Source organism: Vibrio sp. VPAP30, assembly GCF_001188205.1.
Taxonomy (GTDB): Bacteria; Pseudomonadota; Gammaproteobacteria; order Enterobacterales; family Vibrionaceae; genus Vibrio; species Vibrio bivalvicida.
The window spans coordinates 43596-62237 of the sequence record NZ_LBLS01000033.1 but is presented as its reverse complement, the minus strand read 5'-3'; the positions used below and the strand labels follow the sequence as shown (position 1 = coordinate 62237).

The following is an 18642-nucleotide window of genomic DNA, read 5'->3' as shown; positions in this document are numbered from 1 at the left end:
TGTGCCGATACGGCAGCAACAACACCCTCTATTGATAATTCGATAACCTATCAAGAAAATGGCGAGTGTCATGATTCAAGGCAAGCTCACTGCCAGCTTGAAACCCTTCAAGCCACTCTTCAATCTCACTTTCTACCCAACCCACCGCTCGCTCTCCAATCTGCACTTGAACGGGGAAGCATCCCGCATTGATGAGGCGATAGATCCCCGATCTGCTGAGGCTTGTTTTTGTTTTGACTTCGTTTAAGCGAATAAAGCGCATGATAAATTCTCCATTGTCGTTGGCATGATGCTTTCTCCAGACAAGGCCAAGAGCAAAGCAGTGCGTTGTTACTTGTACTGACGGGTTTTAGATTCATTGAAGCGCGTTCGGTGCGTCTGAAAAGTCGAGCGCAGAACAAACCTGGCTCTGATATTTAACTCTGTCAGCTGGCTTAAGTACTTAAAGGCGACTCGTCGGTTGAATTGCCCCTCTTCGGTTCTTTTATCCAGAATGATGAAGTTTTGGTGGTCGTTAAAAGTCACAAACCTAGTTGGCCCCTCGAACTGCAAGTTAGCGACTTCAGACCAGGTAGCGCGAGCCGCCTCTTCAATACGCCGCCTCAGCGCGATTAAGTCATCCTCCCTTAGCGCAGCCAAGTTAAACAGCACCGCAACTCGAAAACACAGACCACCACGCTCTTGATCTTCTAGCTTCGAAAACGCGGTTAGCTTGCAACTCGGCTTAGCTGTTTCATTCTCACCAAGCCAGCCGTTTACTTTCATTTGCATCAGCAGTAACCATCGATTTAAATGATCAGAACTAGGCTCAATGCCCTGTGGAATACCACTTAAGCTCACCCGTACCATCAGCGCTCTTGGCGTATGTGATGAATAGCGTCGAAATCGTTCATAGCAGTTGGACAACGCCTCTAGGCTTAGCTCGTACTGGTCTGTTGCTACTTCAAAGAACTCGAAAGTCGATTCTATATATGGCTTCTCACTGCGTTTTGATAGCTTGGTTGTTATTATTCGATACTCCATCACACGCTCCTTGCATCACGTTGTCTGATCTTCGACATCATCCAGTCATTGATTTCATCTTCATTCCACGCCACGGTCCGCGCTCCCAGCGAAACGGGCTTTGGGAAAGTGCCTTTGTCACACATGTTGTAAACCTGCGCTCTACACAGCCCAACCTTGTGCAATACCTCGGGTAGTCTGATCAATCTCATTGAAAATGTCCTTGCTGTATTCATCTCAGAACAAGGGCAAGAAGCGTTTTTTTTGTCCATAGAGGTCCAGTAACGTCTCTAGCGGGCATGGGCAAGGCCATTTGTCGAAATAACTGATTTTCAGATACTTAATATCAAATCGAGTACCTTCGATATTAAGGATCAATACGACAAAAATTCACTTAACTATATCGGATCCGGCATCCAACTCCGGTTCATCTGAGAACCTACCTCTAATCAATCCTGTGCATAGCATCAGATACCCAGCCTACAAGGCTCATGGGTAGGGCTTTGCTTTGCCTGAATAAGTGAAAATGACAATGGCAAAACACCGTAAACCCAGTATCGCCGATGGCATTTCGTTTGCCTTCGAGCTGTATAAGCGCATACCCGTTCGGCGCAAAATCACCGCATCTGAGCTACAAGCTCGACTAGAGGAGATCAATCTTGAGCGGGACATTCGTACCATCCAGCGTAACCTGGATGTGCTAGTCCGCTATTTTGATGTAGAGAAAGACACCAGAGATAAGCCGTACGGCTACTCTCGTAGAAGTAACAACAAGAGAACGATAGGAGCCAGAGAAGCCATCATATTGTCACTGGCTGAAGAGCAGCTAAGGCAGGTACTGCCAAAGGAGTTAATGAGCGCGGTTGAATCAACCTTCACGGAAGCCATGATTCAATATGCACCACTCAATGATGAAACAGATTTACTCGCACCCAAGAAAGTCCATACACAAACCACCAGCACACCGCCATTAGCTATAGAGAGCAGCGTTTTCGAAAATCTCTGTATCGCCCTTTATCACAACCGAAGAGTGAGCCTGACAATCGAGCCTGCTTCTGGAGTAAAACACGATATCGTTGATGCTATCCCCCTTGGCTTACTCGCCAGTGATAATACGCTGCTGTTAGTTTTTCAGAGTGAGTCATATTCAAAGGTCCAACACGCACCACTCAGTGAGATTCAGCGGTTGCATGTTTCGACCTATAGTTTCACCTACCCCGAAAATTTCGACCTGACGCGATATCACATCAATGAGCCCAACCAACAGAACAACCACAGCTCGCCACACCCACTCTCCGATTTTTCCATCAAACTCAACTAGCCAATCCCATCCGGCACCCGTTGACTAGGTGAGTGATAGCATCGTTCTGCTTGTACAGGCACCCAGCTTTACCTTTGAACTGATAGGTCAGTCATGAATGATCTATAAGGCTAAGGTATTGATGTAGCTCGGCTCTGCGCTGAAATTTGCGCGAAAGTTCATTCGCTTATTTAACTCCAGAGTGAAAAGCTCAAGTGCGATAAAGGAAGGCAGCCTTGCTCAGCAAAGAGCGGCTATGGCGCGGGTAATCTCTGGCTTTAATTGGTCAGGGGCATAAGAGAGGTGGAGACGGCCGTCTCCACCTTTTCTTATCCGCTTACAGCTCGATTTAAAAACATTTCACATACATATCATCGTTGTGCATTGCCTAGCTGATAGAAGGAGGACACGGCATGTACGACTATGAATTGACACTCCCCACCGCCGCCAAGCAGATACTCGAAAAAGCGGCTGAAATCCTGGCAGACACCTACCTGCGCGGCGACACCTACGCCAACCCAGACAAAGTAAAAGAGTACCTACGCTTCAAACTTGGAGGCCTTGAACGAGAAACCTTTGCGGTTATGTTGTTGGATAACCAAAACCGACTAATTGACTATGTAGAGCTATTCTACGGCACTATTGATGCTGCCAGCATCTACCCACGTGAAGTAGTAAAGCTCACGCTCAAAGAAAACGCCGCAGCTGTCATTCTTGCCCATAACCATCCATCTGGAATAGCTGAGCCGTCCCAAGCGGACAAGCACATTACTGAGCGTTTAAAGCAAGCTCTCGCACTAGTGGATATCCGGATATTGGACCATATCATCATTGGTGAAGATTCGGTCTCTTTCGCTGAAAGGGGGCTGCTATGAGTCAAACCAAACCACACCCGTTGCTGGTGCATTACCTGCAAGCGCTTGTCAGCCAGCTAGCCATTCCTACCAATGCAAAACGGATCGTGCTTAACTTTCGCGTTCACAGCTACTACCAAAGCAGAAAAGGCTTTCACCCGCTGGAGATTCAGCTAGAAAAACAAAAAGATGGTTGCAATCCAGTGTGGCGCATTGTGTTTATTGCCAGCTTCTCATACCCCGATGAACAGGCAAACAATGTGGAGGTTGAGCTGTACTTTAACTTCTTGCGAAGCTGGTTCTATCAACCTGATATCAGCCGATGTGACCTACATCAACCTAAAGTGACTGAGCTCTATGCTGCGTATGAGCGCTCCGTGATGAAGCAAATAAACGAGTCTGGCTTTGATGACATTCGAGCGTCACTAGTCAGCGTTCAATCTCAGCCGCTCAATCACCCACGCTAATCCAACTTTCCATTCAAACGACTCGAAGGAGTACCTCATGACTACCATCAACAGTACCAAAATGCAGTTCCATCGCTGCGTGTTACCGATCTCTGATGCTTTCTACAAGGCGATCATTGAGCAAGTGCAAAAGACAGCAGCTGACGATGTGCCACGTTCGTTCACGCTGAACTACCGCGACACCAGCTACAGCAGCGAGGCTGGTGGCTATCATCCAGTGGAGATTTCTATCACGCAAGGCAGTGATGATAAATGGCACATCAACTACATCACAGACTTCGCTTACTTTGGCCTTAGTTACCCAGAGCTAGAGCGTGATATCGACTTTGATATTGCAAACCAGATGGCCTTTGCGACGGGTATTGGCTGGCAAAAAATAAACAGCTCTGGATTCATCGAGCTCTACCGCGCCTGGCAAGCGAACTTTTTGGCTTATCTGGATATGGATGCCTTCGATAGCATCACCGTGAACGCAAGCTAGACCAATCGTAAATAAACAAGTCTTGCAAGCATATTATTAAGAAAAAACGTCTTTTTTCACATTTCGACAATTACACCCACCACAACCCGACTTATCCCATACGGCACCCACTGCCAGAACACCCTGTAAATTCAAACTAGCACTATGCAACACATCCGTGCTGCATCCCTAACCTTGAGGAAATATCATGAGAATCACTACCCTTGTATCAGCAACTCTACTAGCTCTATCCACCAGCGCTGCGGCCTCTGACGCCATTCAGCAGTTGAGTGTAACCAGCATCAAGCACACGCTGAGCCCGCAACAGATTCAAGCTGAGCTAGATAGCTGGTATCAGTCTGAACTAGCAAACGTTGATGAGGTAGCTAACCGCATGAGTGACCGTGTGCCACTTATCGTTCGTAAGCAGCAAGCCAAAGACAAGCTAGAGCAGCAGTACGCAAACCTTAAAGCAGATTTCAGGCTTTAAGATGAGCAAATCAGGTACGCAAGTAGTACCTGATTTTTTTGCCCTTTCGCACACTCGTAGCAACGAAGTTATCCACCGCGACTGCTACCGAAGTTCTTGGTGCGGTTACCAAAGTACTTTGTCTCCCGCTTGCATAGATAGCTCACACGCGTAAACACCCGATTGAACTGCGCATTAAACTGTTCAGAATTACGATCGAGATAGAGCACTGGCGGGTCATCAGTCTCTCTACGTTCACTCTTTTTTTTACCTACTGCAAAATTCACCAGCGTTGACACTTCCTCGACTGGGCGCTTTAAAGCGCTGGCATGCGCTTCAATAATCATGCTGCCCATGCTGTCTTTATCAGACTGATAATCTCCAAATCCCCTGTATACGTCTTTGTTAACAAACAGAGCAACATGATAGTGCGGCTGATTCGACTTATTGATCTCTTTTGCCCACACGAAATAGATGTCGGTAAAATGGCGCAGACTGCCGTCCTTTTGCTTACGTTTGCACCTAGCGTGACTCTTCGCCCTTAATGACTGAATCGCTTTGCTTATCACGTCTGTATCGTACTCTGAAGGGTAATCTGGACAATCTGGTTGCTCCGATAAATGTAGGTCAAATCGAAACATACACACCCTGGCATAGCGTCCAGTGGCTAACCTCATTACGCGAAACAATGCCGCTAAGTAATCCTGCCCCATGCTGTAGCCAGGTAACACGTCATACCCCTGGTAAGTGGCTCCGTGGTGTTCCTTCGGAAAGTATTGCTTGTTGAATTTTCTCATCGCTGATCCTCTTGCTCGACATAGCAGTTGGATCAGGTTTATTTTTTACCATAATCAGCCAGTCACTATGGACTGGCTATGCTTGATTACTGTCTTACTTATAAGCTCTCTTAGGGAGAGCTATTAATGTTATTAATTAGGGATTGCTACTAATATTACCAAACCGAACTTTCGCGCATCACGATGCACCATCAAACGTGGCGATGTAAGATCCAAAATCGTAAGGTTTGTTGATGTGGTCATTTGAGAAAGTGCTCTGGAATAAACTTCTTACGGCCACTCATACACTTCAATAGCCGAACCGGTTTCAAAAGGAACAATCCGATACACACGATCACTACGTAATTCTAATCCATATAGTGCTGTATAAGTGTTACATATACCCTGAACAATTCTGATAATCATGTCAGCAAATACAGAAAACAAAGCCTTATTAAAGTAAGGATCTTCTACAAAATTAAGCTTACCCGCTTCACTCCACTTACTAGGCATACAATCAGTTATAATGTCTTCCTTTAACTCCTGAGAAAGAGCTCGCGGTACTTCTTCTTTGCTATATTTTGAGTTTATAGTGAAGCCACGTGCAACATAGATGTCCAACTTTGTTTGCAAATAGTCTGATACCCTCGTATCGCTCCTATCAGAAAAAAGCTGGGCAATTTGACTAAATTCCTCTCGGTCATAATCCCAGAACTTTCTTTGTTCTGCCTCTTCAACGGCAAGTCTTCGTTTTCCTTCTTTTGACTCTTCTTGCACTAACAATGCAGTGCGGACAAGTCTTTTAACAACGTACATCCCTCTCTCTGGAGTAACTGCCACAAATTTTCTCGTTCTAAACGGCGTTACGGGCTTCGGGACATTCAATAAACGTGCAACTTGCTCAGTGTTTAAGAAGTAAATACCCTCTGCTTTACCAAAGAGGTACTTGCCAGTAACCCCTCCGGTGTAACTTATCAGCACCTTCTTCTCTTTAAGTGTCGCTAGTTGAGAGCGTAACCGTAAAGCTGTGAAACCAGTAATTTTGCGTAGTTGTGCAGCGGGAAGCTTAGTCACGACACCAGTCTCATTCGAAAATAAAGCCAGCATACAAACTAAATATCTGTTCGATGCTGAATACTTTTCATCCTGAACAACTTCATCATTCGAAACCACTAACTGTCGAATAACCTGCTTCCAGAAAGTTGACGTAGATAGAGACTCGACCCATTTTGGTACTGTTTCTACTTTCCTCTTCATAACTGAAGTAAACACATACCTCCCAACTGGTCTTCCTCTCCTGTGTGGCAGGTTTGTACGATCTACGTACCCTGATTGTACTAGATACCTTAGTGTTCTATTAACAGTATGTAATGTAACTCCGTATCTTTTTTGTATCTGTTTAACCGGTGCTGAAAACTCTCCCTTACGATAAAAATCAATCAACAAGCCTGCAATTAGCAACCTCATTTCTGGTGTCACATACTCAAAGTTAATCAACAAAAATCTAGTTAGCATTGGTACAATTTCTTACATTAAATTCTATAATAACTACCTGTATGAATAGTATATATTTGCATGTCACATAGCAATGTTTCATTGGTCATCTCGTATGCTAGTTTATAGCAATGATGCAACATAATTTCATATCTTAGCTATATAGGTATGCTATACTCGTTTTATTTTTATCTTGACCAAGATAGTGAGCATATGACGAAGAAGAAAAAGTTACCTGATAGCTTTAAATGGCAAGGGAACAACATTGAATGGGCCAGAAACTATTTCAAGGTGAAAGCAGAGAGTACAGAAATTGAAAGGAAGGTTGCTGAGCTATTGGCGGGATACTCCCCACTAAGTGAACTAAGCTTAAGCAAATTCAATAATCTGATTGAAGATCTCAACCAGATCGGAAGTGTTGGTCAATATTTCATAGTCAACATGAGTGCTACTTGGCGGGCAAAAAAGTCAAGAGAAGGTAAAAAACATTACAACCTATCCTTAGACTCTAGAACGCATAAGCAACTGAAAGAGCTTGCTAAAAAAAGCAGCATACCCAACGCGTCGATGAAGCAAGTGTTAACAGACCTAATTAATCAAACATACCAAACCAAGGTAGAAGCTCAAAAGCTAAAGAAAGGTGCCGCTGTACCTCGGGATAATTTCAAAGCTACTTCAGCAGACTCTTTCAAAGATCGTCTAACGGCTGCAGAAAAAAGAGTTTGTGAGTCAAACGAAAAAGAGCGCTCCAATGATAGCAATTAAACTGATAAGTGAAAGATCAAACAAGGTGGCTTACTAGTGAACCAGACTGTTACATACTGGATCGGTGGCGAACAACATTCAGTAGCTCTACCAGCACCAAATCGAGAGTTAATAAACGGAATCAAGTGGGGATGCTGTACCGAGTTGTTTACCCCTGCTTTCTGGATTTCACAGTTTCTTATGGAGCCAAATTCCAGTTCGGTTCAGCCAAATAAGCTATGCAAAGGAGACTTAAAGGAAGAAGTGGTTTTTTGCATGTTAGGTGGCTTTGGAATTACTGCTGAGCTAGCAACAGCCGCATTCGAAATGTGCAAAAACCATGGCCTCATTGAACAACTAGAAACGTCAGAAACCAAATGGCGGGAAGTCCTAGAGGCTCCAATTACCATCAATGGAAAAAACAAAAGGTATCGCTACCCTAAACAAAAAGCCACCTATATTTCTGGAGCAATGAGTTACTTACAAAATAGGCATATAGAGTCGCTAACAGGCAAAGAGCTGCGCAATGACCTTCTTAATATTCGTGGCATCGGCGCTAAAACTGCAGGATGGATAGCTCGTAATTACTCTGATGCTGATGATGTCGCAATAATAGATATCCACATCTTGCGTGCAGGAGTCATATTTGGTCTCTTTAGCAAACAGCACAAAGTGGAAAAGGACTATTTTGATATGGAGCAACTCTTCATTGATTTTTGTGTGAATGCGGGAGTGAAGCCATCTAGTTTCGATTGTTTTCTGTGGGACCAAATGAGACTTTACGGACATACAGCTTTAAAGTGTTACAAAGAAACCATAGCCTCCAAATAGCGATCGTCCTACCTTTCAATACCGAGCTTCGCCATAACTTCCGAGTGCTGTAGACACCCAGGGCAGTGACCACATGCAAGATTACCTGTATGGCATGAATGCCCCCAAGATAAAGTTTCCATGGACACCTTTGAAATCTGGACAAGTTCAGCTGTTGTTAAACATTTTGCTGGCGCAGATACTCGTATACCACCTTCTTGATATGCTATAAGCTCATCAATTGAATCTAGAAAGTGTCCAGTTCCGTCACGATGCCTACTATCAGTTGAAACCGTTCCAATAAGTACTTCGTCACACCCTTTCTTAGTTGCAAACATTGATGCAATAGTAATAAGCATCTGATTTCTAAAAGGCCAAAACTCCGCGTTATTACTAACTGACTCAGAATGATCTTCAGCCATAGCTCCTGAACCTAATGAAGATAAGCCTACATCAAGCACCACATGCTCAATACCAAGCTCCGATGCGACTTGTGACGATGCATTAATCTCGGCTTGTGCTGTAATTTGTCCATAGTTAATGGTTAATCCATACCTGGGTCTTTTCCATGCAGCAATAGCAATAGAGTCCAACCCTCCAGACAAAAGCAATACACTATTCAACATTCTCCCCCATTACCACCCAACCAGCTTTATACACACCTGAAGAGAAGTCATCAGTTACAATACACCCTGAGCCTGTAAGCATCGTTAAATGTCTGGAGTCCACAAACTCAGCGATAACAACAACAGGAATATCTTTTGCCCTAGCGTATCCAATTTCAAAAATTGTACCGCAGTCCATACCATCTAAAATAGCCAATACTACCCCTGACTCATCTAAGCCCTTGAGGTCTGCTTGTGCTATATCATGTACTTCTCCTTCTCCAACATCATGGATTGGAGAAAAAACCGAGAAGCCCATATCTATCAATGAATCTCTTATCTCATCAATTCTCCATTGTTCAGCAGTGTTAAAAAAAGGTCCGGCTAAGTAAATCTGTGTCGAAGGGATGTTTTTGAAGGAATGTTCTATGCAACCATCCTGTGCTTGCAACGCCTCCTTTTTCAGCTCATTAAACCTATCAATGCTAATCTTATCCAAGCCAGTTTCGACATACTCTGCTGTTACTCTAGAAGCTATCCAGGCTGACTCTATTGCTGATGAACCTACAGTGAGCCACTCATAGGCAAAAGTACTAGAAAAAACGTCTCCAGAACCTACTTTAAAAACTGATTTTGTGGGAAAGGCATGTATCCATTCTTTCGATTCAGAAGTGGCTACCAAAGCTCCGGAAGGGCCACACTTCACAATAGCGACCACTACATTTGGCTGATCTAATAAATAACCAGCAATTTCCTTAGGATCGGAATGACCAGCTAACTTCTTCCCTTCGGAGTATGATACAACGATAGCAATTTCATTGGCACTTGATCCATTATCTGAAAAGTGAGTCGCATTGGCCCCATCCTGAGGATCGTAAACAACTCTTCGAGCATTAACGATTGGTCGCCCTTCCAACATTCCGAATACTAACGCAAGCTCCGACTCTACAACGTAATCGTATTGTATACATTGCCTTGGAAGATTAACTATTTCTGGTATGGACAAAGGATGCCTATATCGAAAAAAAACATCTTCACGTTTGTCCTGAACTTTCAGTTCAAATTTAAGGTGTTCAGATAGATCAACAAATTCATCTTTCAGTGAGGCACACGCTGTACTTAAACTGGTTGAACAGTCCCAACTACTCAAAAGACAAGCTGCACGAACACCGCTCCCTCTGAACAGCTGTTTTCGCGGGTAACAGCACTCCTCAAAGTACGCCCCTCCAACAATACTTATATTTTTACTCATCGCATCGAACCATTACTGCACATGTTCCACCACTAACAAATACAACCTCGGCTTCATAGCTGTAGCCATTCTCAATACAAGAAACTAACCGTTGTATTCTAGGTCCTGTGATTGAGCCAATGGGGCTACCATTATGTAGAACAGTTACTACTCGTTGTTGCAAGACTACAGGCAATAAATCACCAACATTCAAGGCTGCTATCGCCGCCTGAGGTGAATTTAGGTTCGCCTGAAACTCTAGCCGACGGCACTCAGTATTGCTTCCTGAGGGCGTGTACCCTCCTCCTGAACCACCCATTCATTTAACTCCAGTTATAAAACCAATGAGTTATAGTAACACTCGATATTCAATCAATTTGCTATACCAGTCAAAATGTTGAACTAAAGTGTAAGAAAATTAGAGGGATAAATATGTAAGTAATCAATAGACAAACTATGCCAATGATCTCTTCTTTTCCAAAGGAACCACGTTAGCAATAGTCAGTTCTTGTAGCTTCTCACCCCAGGCCTGCAATACAGCCAGTTGCTCATCAAAGTAACCGTGATGGTTGTATACATTCAACATACCCGGAAGCTGGTGGCCTACCGCTTTTTCAATAGCGATAATATCAAGCCCCATTTCACTACAGCGACTGATGAAGGTACGGCGTAAATCATGAGGCGAGAAGCGCTCCACGCCTTCTGGAAGATTTCGTTTGATTAAAGCACGCACGGCGGACGCTTGCTGGACCTTATCAGCCGTAACTTGAGGCCACACCAATTTCCATTTGCGCGGTACGTTTTTACGCTGCTCTTGTAATAATTCGATGAGATAATCACTTAATGGTATTTCGCGGCTATCTTGGCTCTTAGTGTGCCGCTCCTCAGAGCTAGCTGGCAATGTCCAAACTCTGTTGTCAAAATCTAGCTCACTCCAACGCATCTCAAGTACAGCGCTAATCCGCTGACCGCTTCCAAGCAAGAAAGAGAATAAACCGATATTGGCAGGATCTGTACGCCATGTGTCTAGGCTCGACAACAGTATCTTTAGCTCCGAAAAACTAAGATTTCGTTTGGTCACTTTCGAACCACCGCCAACATCTTTTGCTTTCAATTGCGGCGCTGGATGGGCAGTGAGCATGTTTAACGCCAAGGCATGATTAATAACCTGATTGATGATTTTATGGCAGACGCCGATTGCGCCAGCCATACGCTTTCCTTGCTTGTCCACTTTAGCATCAAAGACTCTGTTGAGATCTGCGATGTTCAAGTCTGCTAACTTAATAGCGCCGATAAATGGTTTGATATCTCTCAGGTAGACAGCTCTCGATTGCTCTCCACGCAACTGTTTAGATAAGCGCTTCTCATCGAAGCTTGCAAATGCATCATCAAACGTCTTAGCTTCATCCTGTTCACGACGTTCTCTTGCAAGCTCTTCTTTCGGGTTACTGTTATTTTCCAGCCAACTACGATATCGCCCAGCTTCTAGTCTTGCTTGTTCCAAAGTCATACCCGTTTCTGGCTTAGACTTTATGTATCGCCCCATTGATATTTTTTCGTGCTTCTTGCCCACCTGATAGCGAAACGTCCAGGTCATTGTGCCAGTTGGCCGAACTCGAATATTAAGCCCTTCAACTTTTTTATCTGGAATTAGGTATTCTTTATCTTGTGGCTTCAGCGCTTGCAAGGTTGCATTGCTATTAATTCGCTTTGTCATGATAACCAACCTTCTCGAATTCTGGGTACGGCGTGGGGTACGGCGACAGGTGAGTTTCTATTGTATCTCCTGAAACACCACTGGACAACCAAGCACAAGCAAAGCCATTAATATCAACATATTAGAACTGAATTTGGGACGTTAATAGACACCACTGGATTCATCACATCATTTACCCATCATATGGAAGCGGGTGTACTGCTAGAACGCAAAGCATAATCGTACACGACACGAATAAAAAACGAGCCGACAGGCTCGTTTTTTGTATCTATTAAAATAACTGCGATTAAGATTCAGCTTTCGCTTTCGACGGTGCAGTCAAAAAGCCCAACTTCTTCACAACCCAAAGGAGCAAGCCAAGGGTAATAAAGATTGCTAACATGTTAGAGCCAGAGTCTGGGTACTGAGCTTTAACAAATGCCGAGTGACCAAATGCACCAACGAAGAAACACGCTAGGCCAACTAACGGAATGTCTTCAGATACTGGGTTACTTAGGTACTCTCGGTAAAGCGCTTGTACTGACAGAACAAGCGCAATCAGTGGAAAAATTGAGAAAGAGACATCACTCATAGTGAGCCATGACAACATGGCGTCACCACACATACCCGCAATCAGTGCCAGTACCAGTGTTTTCTTCTCAGAACCACGATTAACTTGGTTTGTTTCATTCGACATTAATCTACCCCACCTTTTAATCGGTTACGTTCACGTTCTTTGCGATACCAGAAAGCCCCTTTGGCTACCATTCGCAACTGCATAATTAGACGCTCAGCGAGTTCATCGCGTTCACGTCGATTTAAATCTAGAGCTTCCGCACCTGAGCTAAATACTAGCGTGACCGACGCTTCTGCTTGAACAAAAGCTTCATCACGATCCATACCTGTACTGATCAGGTACTCTGTCATCTCGGCGACAAAGTGTTGCATCTCTCGAGCTACGGCAGTACGAAAGTCAAACGAGGTGCCCGAACGTTCACGTAATAATAGTCGGAAAACGTTAGGACTGCTTTCGATGAATTCCATAAAGGTCTCAACCGAAGTGCGAATCACACTACCCTCTTTGACGATACGCTGGCGAGCTTGGCGCATAAGTTGACGCAGTAGCAGGCCCCCTTCGTCTACCATGGTCAACCCTAGCTCATCCATATCTTTAAAGTGGCGATAAAACGAAGTTGGAGCGATGCCCGCTTCTCGCGCCACTTCACGCAAACTCAGGTTGGAAAAACTTCGATCAGCACTAAGCTGACTGAATGCAGCGTCAATCAACGAGCGACGCGTTTTCTCTTTCTGCTGAGCACGGATTCCCATGGATTTCATAGTTATTGTTCTATTTTTCTAACTTCGATAACCATTAATATACAACGATTGACCTAAGGAGATAAGCCAAAATCTTTCGCATTGATGACCAAGTGGCAATTAAACCGAGTTGAATTAAGAATTCAATCTTTTCCACCCTAATAAGAGACATACAACATACCCTTTAATCTATTTGCTTGGTTCGGCGTGATCTCGACGACTGTCTAGTATGCTTTAGGTGTACGCTGTAGCGGAATCAGTTAAAATCTCGCTAAAGCAATGTTAAGAATCTATAACAAGGAAGAAACTATGGCCCAGAGCAATCACTTTGATGTAATCGTTATTGGTAGTGGCCCCGGAGGTGAAGGGGCAGCGATGGGATTAACCAAAGCGGGCTTAGATGTTGCCATTGTAGAAAAGGAAAGCAGTGTCGGTGGTGGCTGTACTCACTGGGGGACTATTCCTTCAAAAGCTTTACGTCATGCAGTCAGCCGGATTATCGAGTTCAACAACAACCCTCTGTTTTGTCATAATAACACCAGTCTACACTCAACCTTTTCCAACATTCTCGGCCATGCCAAATCGGTGATTGACAAACAGACACGACTTCGCCAAGGTTTCTATGACCGCAACCAGTGCTCGTTGATTTTTGGCACTGCTCGCTTTATCGATAAATATACTATTGCCGTGATGCAAAGCGATGGCACAGAAGAGACCTACAGTGCCGATCGTTTTGTTATTGCGACTGGATCTCGACCATACCAACCAGACAATGTCGACTTTATGCATGAGCGTATCTATGACAGCGACTCAATTCTAAGCCTGAAACACGATCCTCGTCATATCATCATCTACGGTGCAGGAGTTATCGGTTGTGAGTACGCCTCTATCTTCCGTGGCTTAGGAGTAAAGACAGATCTAATCAACACCCGAGATCGCCTACTTGCTTTCCTAGACAATGAAGTTTCAGATGCATTGTCATACCACTTCTGGAACAGTGGTGTTGTGATTCGCAATGATGAAACATTTGAGAAAATTGAAGGCACGGATGATGGGGTGATTGTTCACCTAGAATCGGGCAAGAAAATGCGTGCTGACTGCATCCTATACGCCAATGGACGTACAGGTAACACAGACAAACTACATCTGACGGCCATTGGGCTAAAAGCAGATTCGCGCGGGCAACTAAAAGTCGATGGTAACTATCAGACCGAGGTTGAACATGTTTACGCGGTCGGAGATGTCATTGGCTACCCAAGCCTAGCAAGTGCAGCTTATGACCAAGGCCGCTTCGTTGCTCAAGCGATTACTAAGGGCAAAGCTGACGGCAACCTGATTGACGATATTCCAACTGGTATTTATACCATTCCAGAGATCAGCTCTGTGGGTAAAACAGAGCAAGAGTTAACCGCCGCGAAAGTACCTTATGAAGTTGGACGCTCTTCTTTCAAACACTTAGCTCGCGCCCAGATCGCGGGGAAAGATATTGGTAGCTTAAAGATTCTCTTCCACCGTGAAACGAAAGAGATTCTCGGTATTCACTGTTTTGGTGAGCGCGCGGCAGAAATCATTCACATCGGTCAAGCTATCATGGAACAGAAAGGGGAAGCGAATACTATCGAGTACTTCGTTAACACCACCTTCAACTACCCCACTATGGCCGAGGCTTACCGCGTAGCAGCACTTAATGGGCTTAACCGTTTGTTTTAATACCAACTAGCTAAGTATAAAAAGCCGCAACTAAATTAAGTTGCGGCTTTTTAGTTTGCTAAATTATTGATTCAGATAGGTAGCATGAAACTCTAGATGCTGATCAATAAAGCTCGAAATGAAGTAGTAGCTGTGGTCATAGCCCGACTGCATTCTCACTTCAACGTCAGAATCATGGGTTTTCGCTGCGGCAATCAATGCTTGTGGCTTTAGTTGCTCAACCAGAAAGCTATCCGCATCGCCTTGGTCGACTAAAATCGGCAGCTTTGCTTGTGCCTGCTTTAACAACTCACTGGCGTCATACTCTCGCCAAGCCTCAAAGTCATTACCTAGGTAGGCATTAAACGCTTTTTGCCCCCAAGGACACTGCATTGGATTACTGATCGGACTAAACGCAGAAATTGAGCGGTACTGCTGTGAGTTTTTTAGCCCTATAGTCAACGCGCCGTGTCCGCCCATACTATGCCCAGCAATGGACTTAATCGACGAAACTGGGAAGTTAGCTTCAATCAAAGATGGCAGCTCTTGAGTGACATAGTCATACATATGATAGTGACGAGACCAAGGCTCTTGAGTTGCATTAAGATAAAAACCAGCACCTTGCCCTAGATCGTAACCTTTATCATCTGCGACGTCTCCACCCCTAGGACTAGTATCCGGCGCTACGATGGCAATACCTAATTCAGCAGCCCGGCGAAGCGCCCCTGCCTTTTGCATAAAGTTTTCGTCGGTGCAAGTTAGGCCTGATAACCAGTAAAGCACAGGAACGGGTTTGGCTTTGGTTGCGTTGGGTGGCAAAAAGATTGCGAAGCGCATATTGCAATTTAGAACATCAGAATCATGCGTGTACTGCTTGTGCCAACCACCAAAAACCTTGGCTTGGCTTACATTTTCAATGGTCATAACAACCCCAGATTAAAATTCAAACTACAACAACGCCCATCGTTCAGGGCGCTGTGTCTATCGGTTTAACTTTGTTACTTATCCATATGCAGAACAGTACGGATTGATTCACCTTTGTGCATCAACTCAAACGCTTCGTTTACGTCTTGCAGCCCCATGGTGTGAGTGATGAATTCTTGCAGGCCGAATTCACCCGCCATGTAACGGTTTACGATTTCTGGGAGTTCAGAGCGACCTTTCACACCACCGAATGCACTACCTCGCCATACTCGTCCTGTGACTAACTGGAATGGACGGGTTGAGATCTCTTGACCTGCACCGGCAACACCAATGATGACAGATTCACCCCACCCTTTATGGCAGCACTCTAATGCTTGACGCATCACGTTGACGTTACCGATACATTCGAATGAGTAATCTACGCCACCGTCCGTCATCTCAACAATCACTTCTTGGATTGGTTTATCAAAGTTTTGCGGATTAATAACATCCGTCGCACCAAGTTGTTTTGCTAGGTCAAATTTGCTCTCGTTGATATCAATACCGATGATACGGCTTGCACCAGCCATACGAGCACCAATAATTGCAGATAGACCGATACCACCTAGACCGAAGATAGCAACCGTGTCGCCTTTTTCTACTTTCGCTGTATTTAGTACCGCGCCCATACCAGTGGTAACACCACAGCCCAGAAGACAAACTTCTTCAAGCGGTGCCTCTTTGTTTACTTTCGCTAGAGAAATTTCTGGCAGTACCGTGTACTCAGAGAAAGTAGAACAGCCCATGTAATGGAAGATGGTCTCGCCGTTAATTGAGAAACGGCTTGTGCCGTCTGGCATTAGACCTTTACCTTGGGTTTCGCGAACCGCCTGACATAAGTTAGTTTTACCCGACTTACAGAACTTGCACTCACCACACTCTGCTGTGTATAGCGGAATAACGTGGTCACCAACTTCAACGCTAGTAACACCCTCGCCAACCATTTCGACGATACCGCCACCTTCATGTCCCAAAATCGAAGGGAAGATACCTTCAGGATCATCACCTGATAGGGTGAATGCGTCAGTGTGACAAACACCAGTTGCTACGATACGTACTAGCACTTCTCCAGCTTTAGGAAGTTGTACATCAACTTCTTCCATTTTCAGCGGTTCACCAGCAGCCCACGCCACCATTGCTTTTGATTTAATGTGAGTTTGACCAGGTTTGATTTCAAGCGCCATTGGATACTTCCTCTTTATATTTTATGTATATAGGGACGTCATAAGCGTAGTTGAGGAACTCACACTGCGCTGCGTCGTTTTGTTGCTGAGTATTTTAGGCCCTAATAGAAATTTGATAATCCCACCTTTTTGAAAATCATTTTTACGCATAGGTAATAATCTTAGGGCCTGTTGACCCTAGTAGAGATAGAAAAAAGCCGAGTGCATTGACTCGGCTGGTATCTTTTACTTAGGCGAGAAAAGTGTTTCTCCGCCACTGGAGGGTTAAGATTATCGCTAAAGTTAAACCACGCATGGCCATAAAGCTCAACATAGCTAGCCACAGAGCGTGATTACCTAAATCCATCGATAGATAGAAAATCGCAAAAAAGGCACAGGTTGATAAGAACATGCTGTTGCGCATCTCTTTACCTTTTGTTGCGCCAACAAAGATGCCATCAAATAGAAAGCACCACATCGACACAAGCGGCATGGCAATCAACCATGGCAAATACTCCATCGCCAAAACATGAACGGCTGAAATATCAGTGATCAATCCGATCAGATTCGATCCCAGAAGACCAAATGCTAAAGTCAGTAATCCACAGATGACCAAGCTCCAGAAAAAGGTGCCTATGAGCGATTGATTGAGCTGCTCTCGGTCTTTCGCACCAATGGCTTTACCTACCATAGCTTCCATCGCATAGGCGAATCCATCCATGCCGTAAGAAATCATCATCAGAAAACTCATCAACACAGCATTAGCAGCAACGATTTCATCGCCGAAACTCGCGCCTTGGAACGTCATAAAGGTAAAGGTGGCTTGCAAGCAGAGTGAACGTAAAAAGATATCTCGATTGAGCTTAACAAAGCGACTCAATCCATTGGTGGTGTCTTTAATCAAGTTCAACACTGGCGGTAGGCTGTCCCGGGTCCATTTACGCCATACGCAAATCAGACCAAAGCTCATTCCGGTGTAGTCCGCAATCACAGAAGCCAATGCCGCGCCCTCGACTTTCCAACCGAAACCAATCACAAATAGTACATCGAGTAGGATATTAGTAACGTTGGCTATGATCACCATCCACATCGGAGCTTTGGCATTTTGCGTTCCGAGCAACCATCCCAGTAAAACAAAATTAGCCAATGCGGCTGGCGCACTCCAAGCGCGGATAGCAAAGTACTGTGCACCATAATGCTTTACTTGCTCACTGGCATCACTATAGCTGAACACCCATTGTGCGATTGTTTGATGGAAGAGCAGAAAAAGTGCGGCAAAACCAAGGGCCATTGTCATGCCTTGGGTAAAGACCAAGCCAAGCTGATGTTTGCTCGCGGCACCATACGACTGAGCCGCAAGCCCCGTGGTCGACATACGCAAAAAGCCCAACAGCCAAAACGTCACGCTGATCATCGTGCTGCCTAACGCAACGCCACCCAGATACCAAGCATGTTCAAGGTGGCCTATCACAGCGGCATCAACCAGCCCAAGCAATGGAACGGTAATATTGGAAAGCACCATAGGTATAGCAAGCAACAAGACTTGCTTGTGTACGGTACGATTAGAAAGGGTTTGAAGAATTTGCACGTCGCCACTCTGAT

General features: G+C 44.7%; 22 protein-coding genes. 8 read left to right on the top strand and 14 right to left on the bottom strand.

Annotated features, from left to right (window positions below):
- Positions 1-28: 28 nt before the first annotated feature.
- The 3 genes from ZX61_RS14450 to ZX61_RS14440 form a co-directional block, all read right to left on the bottom strand.
- Positions 29-262, bottom strand: coding sequence for an AlpA family transcriptional regulator (locus tag ZX61_RS14450; RefSeq protein WP_082173498.1), 234 nt, complete (start codon positions 260-262; stop codon positions 29-31).
- A 68-nt stretch (positions 263-330) separates the two neighbouring features.
- The gene (locus ZX61_RS14445; RefSeq protein WP_049845330.1) at positions 331-1023 is read right to left on the bottom strand and encodes a hypothetical protein; all 693 of its coding nucleotides are present in this window, start codon (positions 1021-1023) and stop codon (positions 331-333) included.
- A complete protein-coding gene (locus tag ZX61_RS14440) occupies positions 1023-1214 on the bottom strand; it encodes a helix-turn-helix transcriptional regulator (RefSeq protein ID WP_049845329.1) in 192 nt (63 codons plus the stop codon). The genes ZX61_RS14445 and ZX61_RS14440 overlap by 1 nt, the downstream gene beginning before the upstream one ends.
- Positions 1215-1534: 320 nt before the next feature.
- On the opposite strand from ZX61_RS14440, the gene ZX61_RS14435 reads away from it, so the two are divergent.
- The 5 genes from ZX61_RS14435 (at position 1535) to ZX61_RS14415 (ending at position 4573) form a co-directional block, all read left to right on the top strand.
- Complete coding sequence (locus ZX61_RS14435; protein ID WP_049845328.1) at positions 1535-2323, top strand: helix-turn-helix transcriptional regulator; 789 nt, start codon at positions 1535-1537, stop codon at positions 2321-2323.
- 392 nt (positions 2324-2715) lie between these two features.
- Positions 2716-3177: a RadC family protein gene (radC, locus tag ZX61_RS14430; RefSeq protein ID WP_049845327.1), complete on the top strand. Its 462-nt coding sequence runs from the start codon at positions 2716-2718 to the stop codon at positions 3175-3177.
- Positions 3174-3623 carry a DUF2787 family protein gene (locus tag ZX61_RS14425; protein WP_049845326.1) on the top strand — a complete coding sequence of 150 codons (450 nt, stop codon included), beginning with the start codon at positions 3174-3176 and terminating at the stop codon, positions 3621-3623. The genes radC and ZX61_RS14425 overlap by 4 nt, the downstream gene beginning before the upstream one ends.
- A 37-nt stretch (positions 3624-3660) precedes the next feature.
- Positions 3661-4104, top strand: a complete 444-nt coding sequence (locus ZX61_RS14420) for a DUF2787 domain-containing protein (RefSeq protein ID WP_049845325.1) — start codon at positions 3661-3663, stop codon at positions 4102-4104.
- A gap of 187 nt (positions 4105-4291) precedes the next feature.
- Complete coding sequence (locus tag ZX61_RS14415; protein ID WP_049845324.1) at positions 4292-4573, top strand: hypothetical protein; 282 nt, start codon at positions 4292-4294, stop codon at positions 4571-4573.
- A 68-nt stretch (positions 4574-4641) separates the two neighbouring features.
- Here ZX61_RS14415 and ZX61_RS14410 read toward each other — a convergent pair whose 3' ends face one another.
- Positions 4642-5349 (bottom strand): inovirus Gp2 family protein, encoded by a 708-nt coding sequence (locus tag ZX61_RS14410; RefSeq protein WP_049845323.1) that lies wholly within the window; start codon positions 5347-5349, stop codon positions 4642-4644.
- 270 nt (positions 5350-5619) lie between these two features.
- Complete coding sequence (locus tag ZX61_RS14405) at positions 5620-6843, bottom strand: hypothetical protein (RefSeq protein ID WP_049845322.1); 1224 nt, start codon at positions 6841-6843, stop codon at positions 5620-5622.
- Positions 6844-7035: 192 nt separating this feature from the next.
- Between ZX61_RS14405 and ZX61_RS14400 the strand changes: the two genes are divergently transcribed.
- Both ZX61_RS14400 and ZX61_RS14395 read left to right on the top strand, forming a co-directional pair.
- Positions 7036-7587 (top strand): hypothetical protein, encoded by a 552-nt coding sequence (locus ZX61_RS14400; protein WP_150115010.1) that lies wholly within the window; start codon positions 7036-7038, stop codon positions 7585-7587.
- 36 nt (positions 7588-7623) lie between these two features.
- A complete protein-coding gene (locus ZX61_RS14395; RefSeq protein WP_049845320.1) occupies positions 7624-8397 on the top strand; it encodes an 8-oxoguanine DNA glycosylase in 774 nt (257 codons plus the stop codon).
- A gap of 8 nt (positions 8398-8405) precedes the next feature.
- Here ZX61_RS14395 and ZX61_RS14390 read toward each other — a convergent pair whose 3' ends face one another.
- The 6 genes from ZX61_RS14390 to fabR all read right to left on the bottom strand — a co-directional run bounded on the left by ZX61_RS14390 (position 8406) and on the right by fabR (position 13246).
- Positions 8406-9002, bottom strand: coding sequence for a 7-cyano-7-deazaguanine synthase (locus ZX61_RS14390; RefSeq protein ID WP_200904249.1), 597 nt, complete (start codon positions 9000-9002; stop codon positions 8406-8408).
- Positions 8992-10233, bottom strand: coding sequence for a PfkB family carbohydrate kinase (locus ZX61_RS14385; RefSeq protein WP_049845319.1), 1242 nt, complete (start codon positions 10231-10233; stop codon positions 8992-8994). The genes ZX61_RS14390 and ZX61_RS14385 overlap by 11 nt, the downstream gene beginning before the upstream one ends.
- Positions 10226-10531, bottom strand: coding sequence for a hypothetical protein (locus ZX61_RS14380; RefSeq protein WP_049845318.1), 306 nt, complete (start codon positions 10529-10531; stop codon positions 10226-10228). Before ZX61_RS14380 ends, ZX61_RS14385 begins: the two co-directional genes overlap by 8 nt.
- 135 nt (positions 10532-10666) lie before the next feature.
- Entirely contained in the window at positions 10667-11929 is a 1263-nt protein-coding gene (locus ZX61_RS14375) for a tyrosine-type recombinase/integrase (RefSeq protein WP_049845317.1), read from the bottom strand.
- Between the two features lie 286 nt (positions 11930-12215).
- Positions 12216-12605, bottom strand: coding sequence for a YijD family membrane protein (locus ZX61_RS14370; protein WP_049845316.1), 390 nt, complete (start codon positions 12603-12605; stop codon positions 12216-12218).
- Positions 12605-13246, bottom strand: coding sequence for an HTH-type transcriptional repressor FabR (fabR, locus tag ZX61_RS14365; RefSeq protein WP_049845315.1), 642 nt, complete (start codon positions 13244-13246; stop codon positions 12605-12607). The genes ZX61_RS14370 and fabR overlap by 1 nt, the downstream gene beginning before the upstream one ends.
- A gap of 258 nt (positions 13247-13504) precedes the next feature.
- On the opposite strand from fabR, the gene sthA reads away from it, so the two are divergent.
- Complete coding sequence (gene sthA, locus ZX61_RS14360; RefSeq protein ID WP_074181705.1) at positions 13505-14935, top strand: Si-specific NAD(P)(+) transhydrogenase; 1431 nt, start codon at positions 13505-13507, stop codon at positions 14933-14935.
- A 63-nt stretch (positions 14936-14998) separates the two neighbouring features.
- Here sthA and fghA read toward each other — a convergent pair whose 3' ends face one another.
- The 3 genes from fghA to dinF form a co-directional block, all read right to left on the bottom strand.
- A complete protein-coding gene (fghA, locus tag ZX61_RS14355; protein ID WP_049845313.1) occupies positions 14999-15838 on the bottom strand; it encodes an S-formylglutathione hydrolase in 840 nt (279 codons plus the stop codon).
- A gap of 74 nt (positions 15839-15912) precedes the next feature.
- Positions 15913-17061 (bottom strand): S-(hydroxymethyl)glutathione dehydrogenase/class III alcohol dehydrogenase, encoded by a 1149-nt coding sequence (locus ZX61_RS14350; protein WP_049845312.1) that lies wholly within the window; start codon positions 17059-17061, stop codon positions 15913-15915.
- Between the two features lie 229 nt (positions 17062-17290).
- Entirely contained in the window at positions 17291-18628 is a 1338-nt protein-coding gene (gene dinF, locus ZX61_RS14345; protein ID WP_049845311.1) for an MATE family efflux transporter DinF, read from the bottom strand.
- Positions 18629-18642: the final 14 nt, after the last annotated feature.

Excerpts from the sequence above, each read along its gene's own strand:
- ZX61_RS14450 (WP_082173498.1), bottom strand. The coding sequence starts at position 262 with ATGCGCTTTATTCGCTTAAACGAAGTCAAAACAAAAACAAGCCTCAGC.
- ZX61_RS14445 (WP_049845330.1), bottom strand. The coding sequence starts at position 1,023 with ATGGAGTATCGAATAATAACAACCAAGCTATCAAAACGCAGTGAGAAG.
- ZX61_RS14440 (WP_049845329.1), bottom strand. The coding sequence starts at position 1,214 with ATGAGATTGATCAGACTACCCGAGGTATTGCACAAGGTTGGGCTGTGT.
- ZX61_RS14435 (WP_049845328.1), top strand. The coding sequence starts at position 1,535 with ATGGCAAAACACCGTAAACCCAGTATCGCCGATGGCATTTCGTTTGCC.
- radC (WP_049845327.1), top strand. The coding sequence starts at position 2,716 with ATGTACGACTATGAATTGACACTCCCCACCGCCGCCAAGCAGATACTC.
- ZX61_RS14425 (WP_049845326.1), top strand. The coding sequence starts at position 3,174 with ATGAGTCAAACCAAACCACACCCGTTGCTGGTGCATTACCTGCAAGCG.
- ZX61_RS14420 (WP_049845325.1), top strand. The coding sequence starts at position 3,661 with ATGACTACCATCAACAGTACCAAAATGCAGTTCCATCGCTGCGTGTTA.
- ZX61_RS14415 (WP_049845324.1), top strand. The coding sequence starts at position 4,292 with ATGAGAATCACTACCCTTGTATCAGCAACTCTACTAGCTCTATCCACC.
- ZX61_RS14410 (WP_049845323.1), bottom strand. The coding sequence starts at position 5,349 with ATGAGAAAATTCAACAAGCAATACTTTCCGAAGGAACACCACGGAGCC.
- ZX61_RS14405 (WP_049845322.1), bottom strand. The coding sequence starts at position 6,843 with ATGCTAACTAGATTTTTGTTGATTAACTTTGAGTATGTGACACCAGAA.
- ZX61_RS14400 (WP_150115010.1), top strand. The coding sequence starts at position 7,036 with ATGACGAAGAAGAAAAAGTTACCTGATAGCTTTAAATGGCAAGGGAAC.
- ZX61_RS14390 (WP_200904249.1), bottom strand. The coding sequence starts at position 9,002 with ATGTTGAATAGTGTATTGCTTTTGTCTGGAGGGTTGGACTCTATTGCT.
- ZX61_RS14385 (WP_049845319.1), bottom strand. The coding sequence starts at position 10,233 with ATGAGTAAAAATATAAGTATTGTTGGAGGGGCGTACTTTGAGGAGTGC.
- ZX61_RS14380 (WP_049845318.1), bottom strand. The coding sequence starts at position 10,531 with ATGGGTGGTTCAGGAGGAGGGTACACGCCCTCAGGAAGCAATACTGAG.
- ZX61_RS14375 (WP_049845317.1), bottom strand. The coding sequence starts at position 11,929 with ATGACAAAGCGAATTAATAGCAATGCAACCTTGCAAGCGCTGAAGCCA.
- ZX61_RS14370 (WP_049845316.1), bottom strand. The coding sequence starts at position 12,605 with ATGTCGAATGAAACAAACCAAGTTAATCGTGGTTCTGAGAAGAAAACA.
- fabR (WP_049845315.1), bottom strand. The coding sequence starts at position 13,246 with ATGAAATCCATGGGAATCCGTGCTCAGCAGAAAGAGAAAACGCGTCGC.
- sthA (WP_074181705.1), top strand. The coding sequence starts at position 13,505 with ATGTTAAGAATCTATAACAAGGAAGAAACTATGGCCCAGAGCAATCAC.
- fghA (WP_049845313.1), bottom strand. The coding sequence starts at position 15,838 with ATGACCATTGAAAATGTAAGCCAAGCCAAGGTTTTTGGTGGTTGGCAC.
- ZX61_RS14350 (WP_049845312.1), bottom strand. The coding sequence starts at position 17,061 with ATGGCGCTTGAAATCAAACCTGGTCAAACTCACATTAAATCAAAAGCA.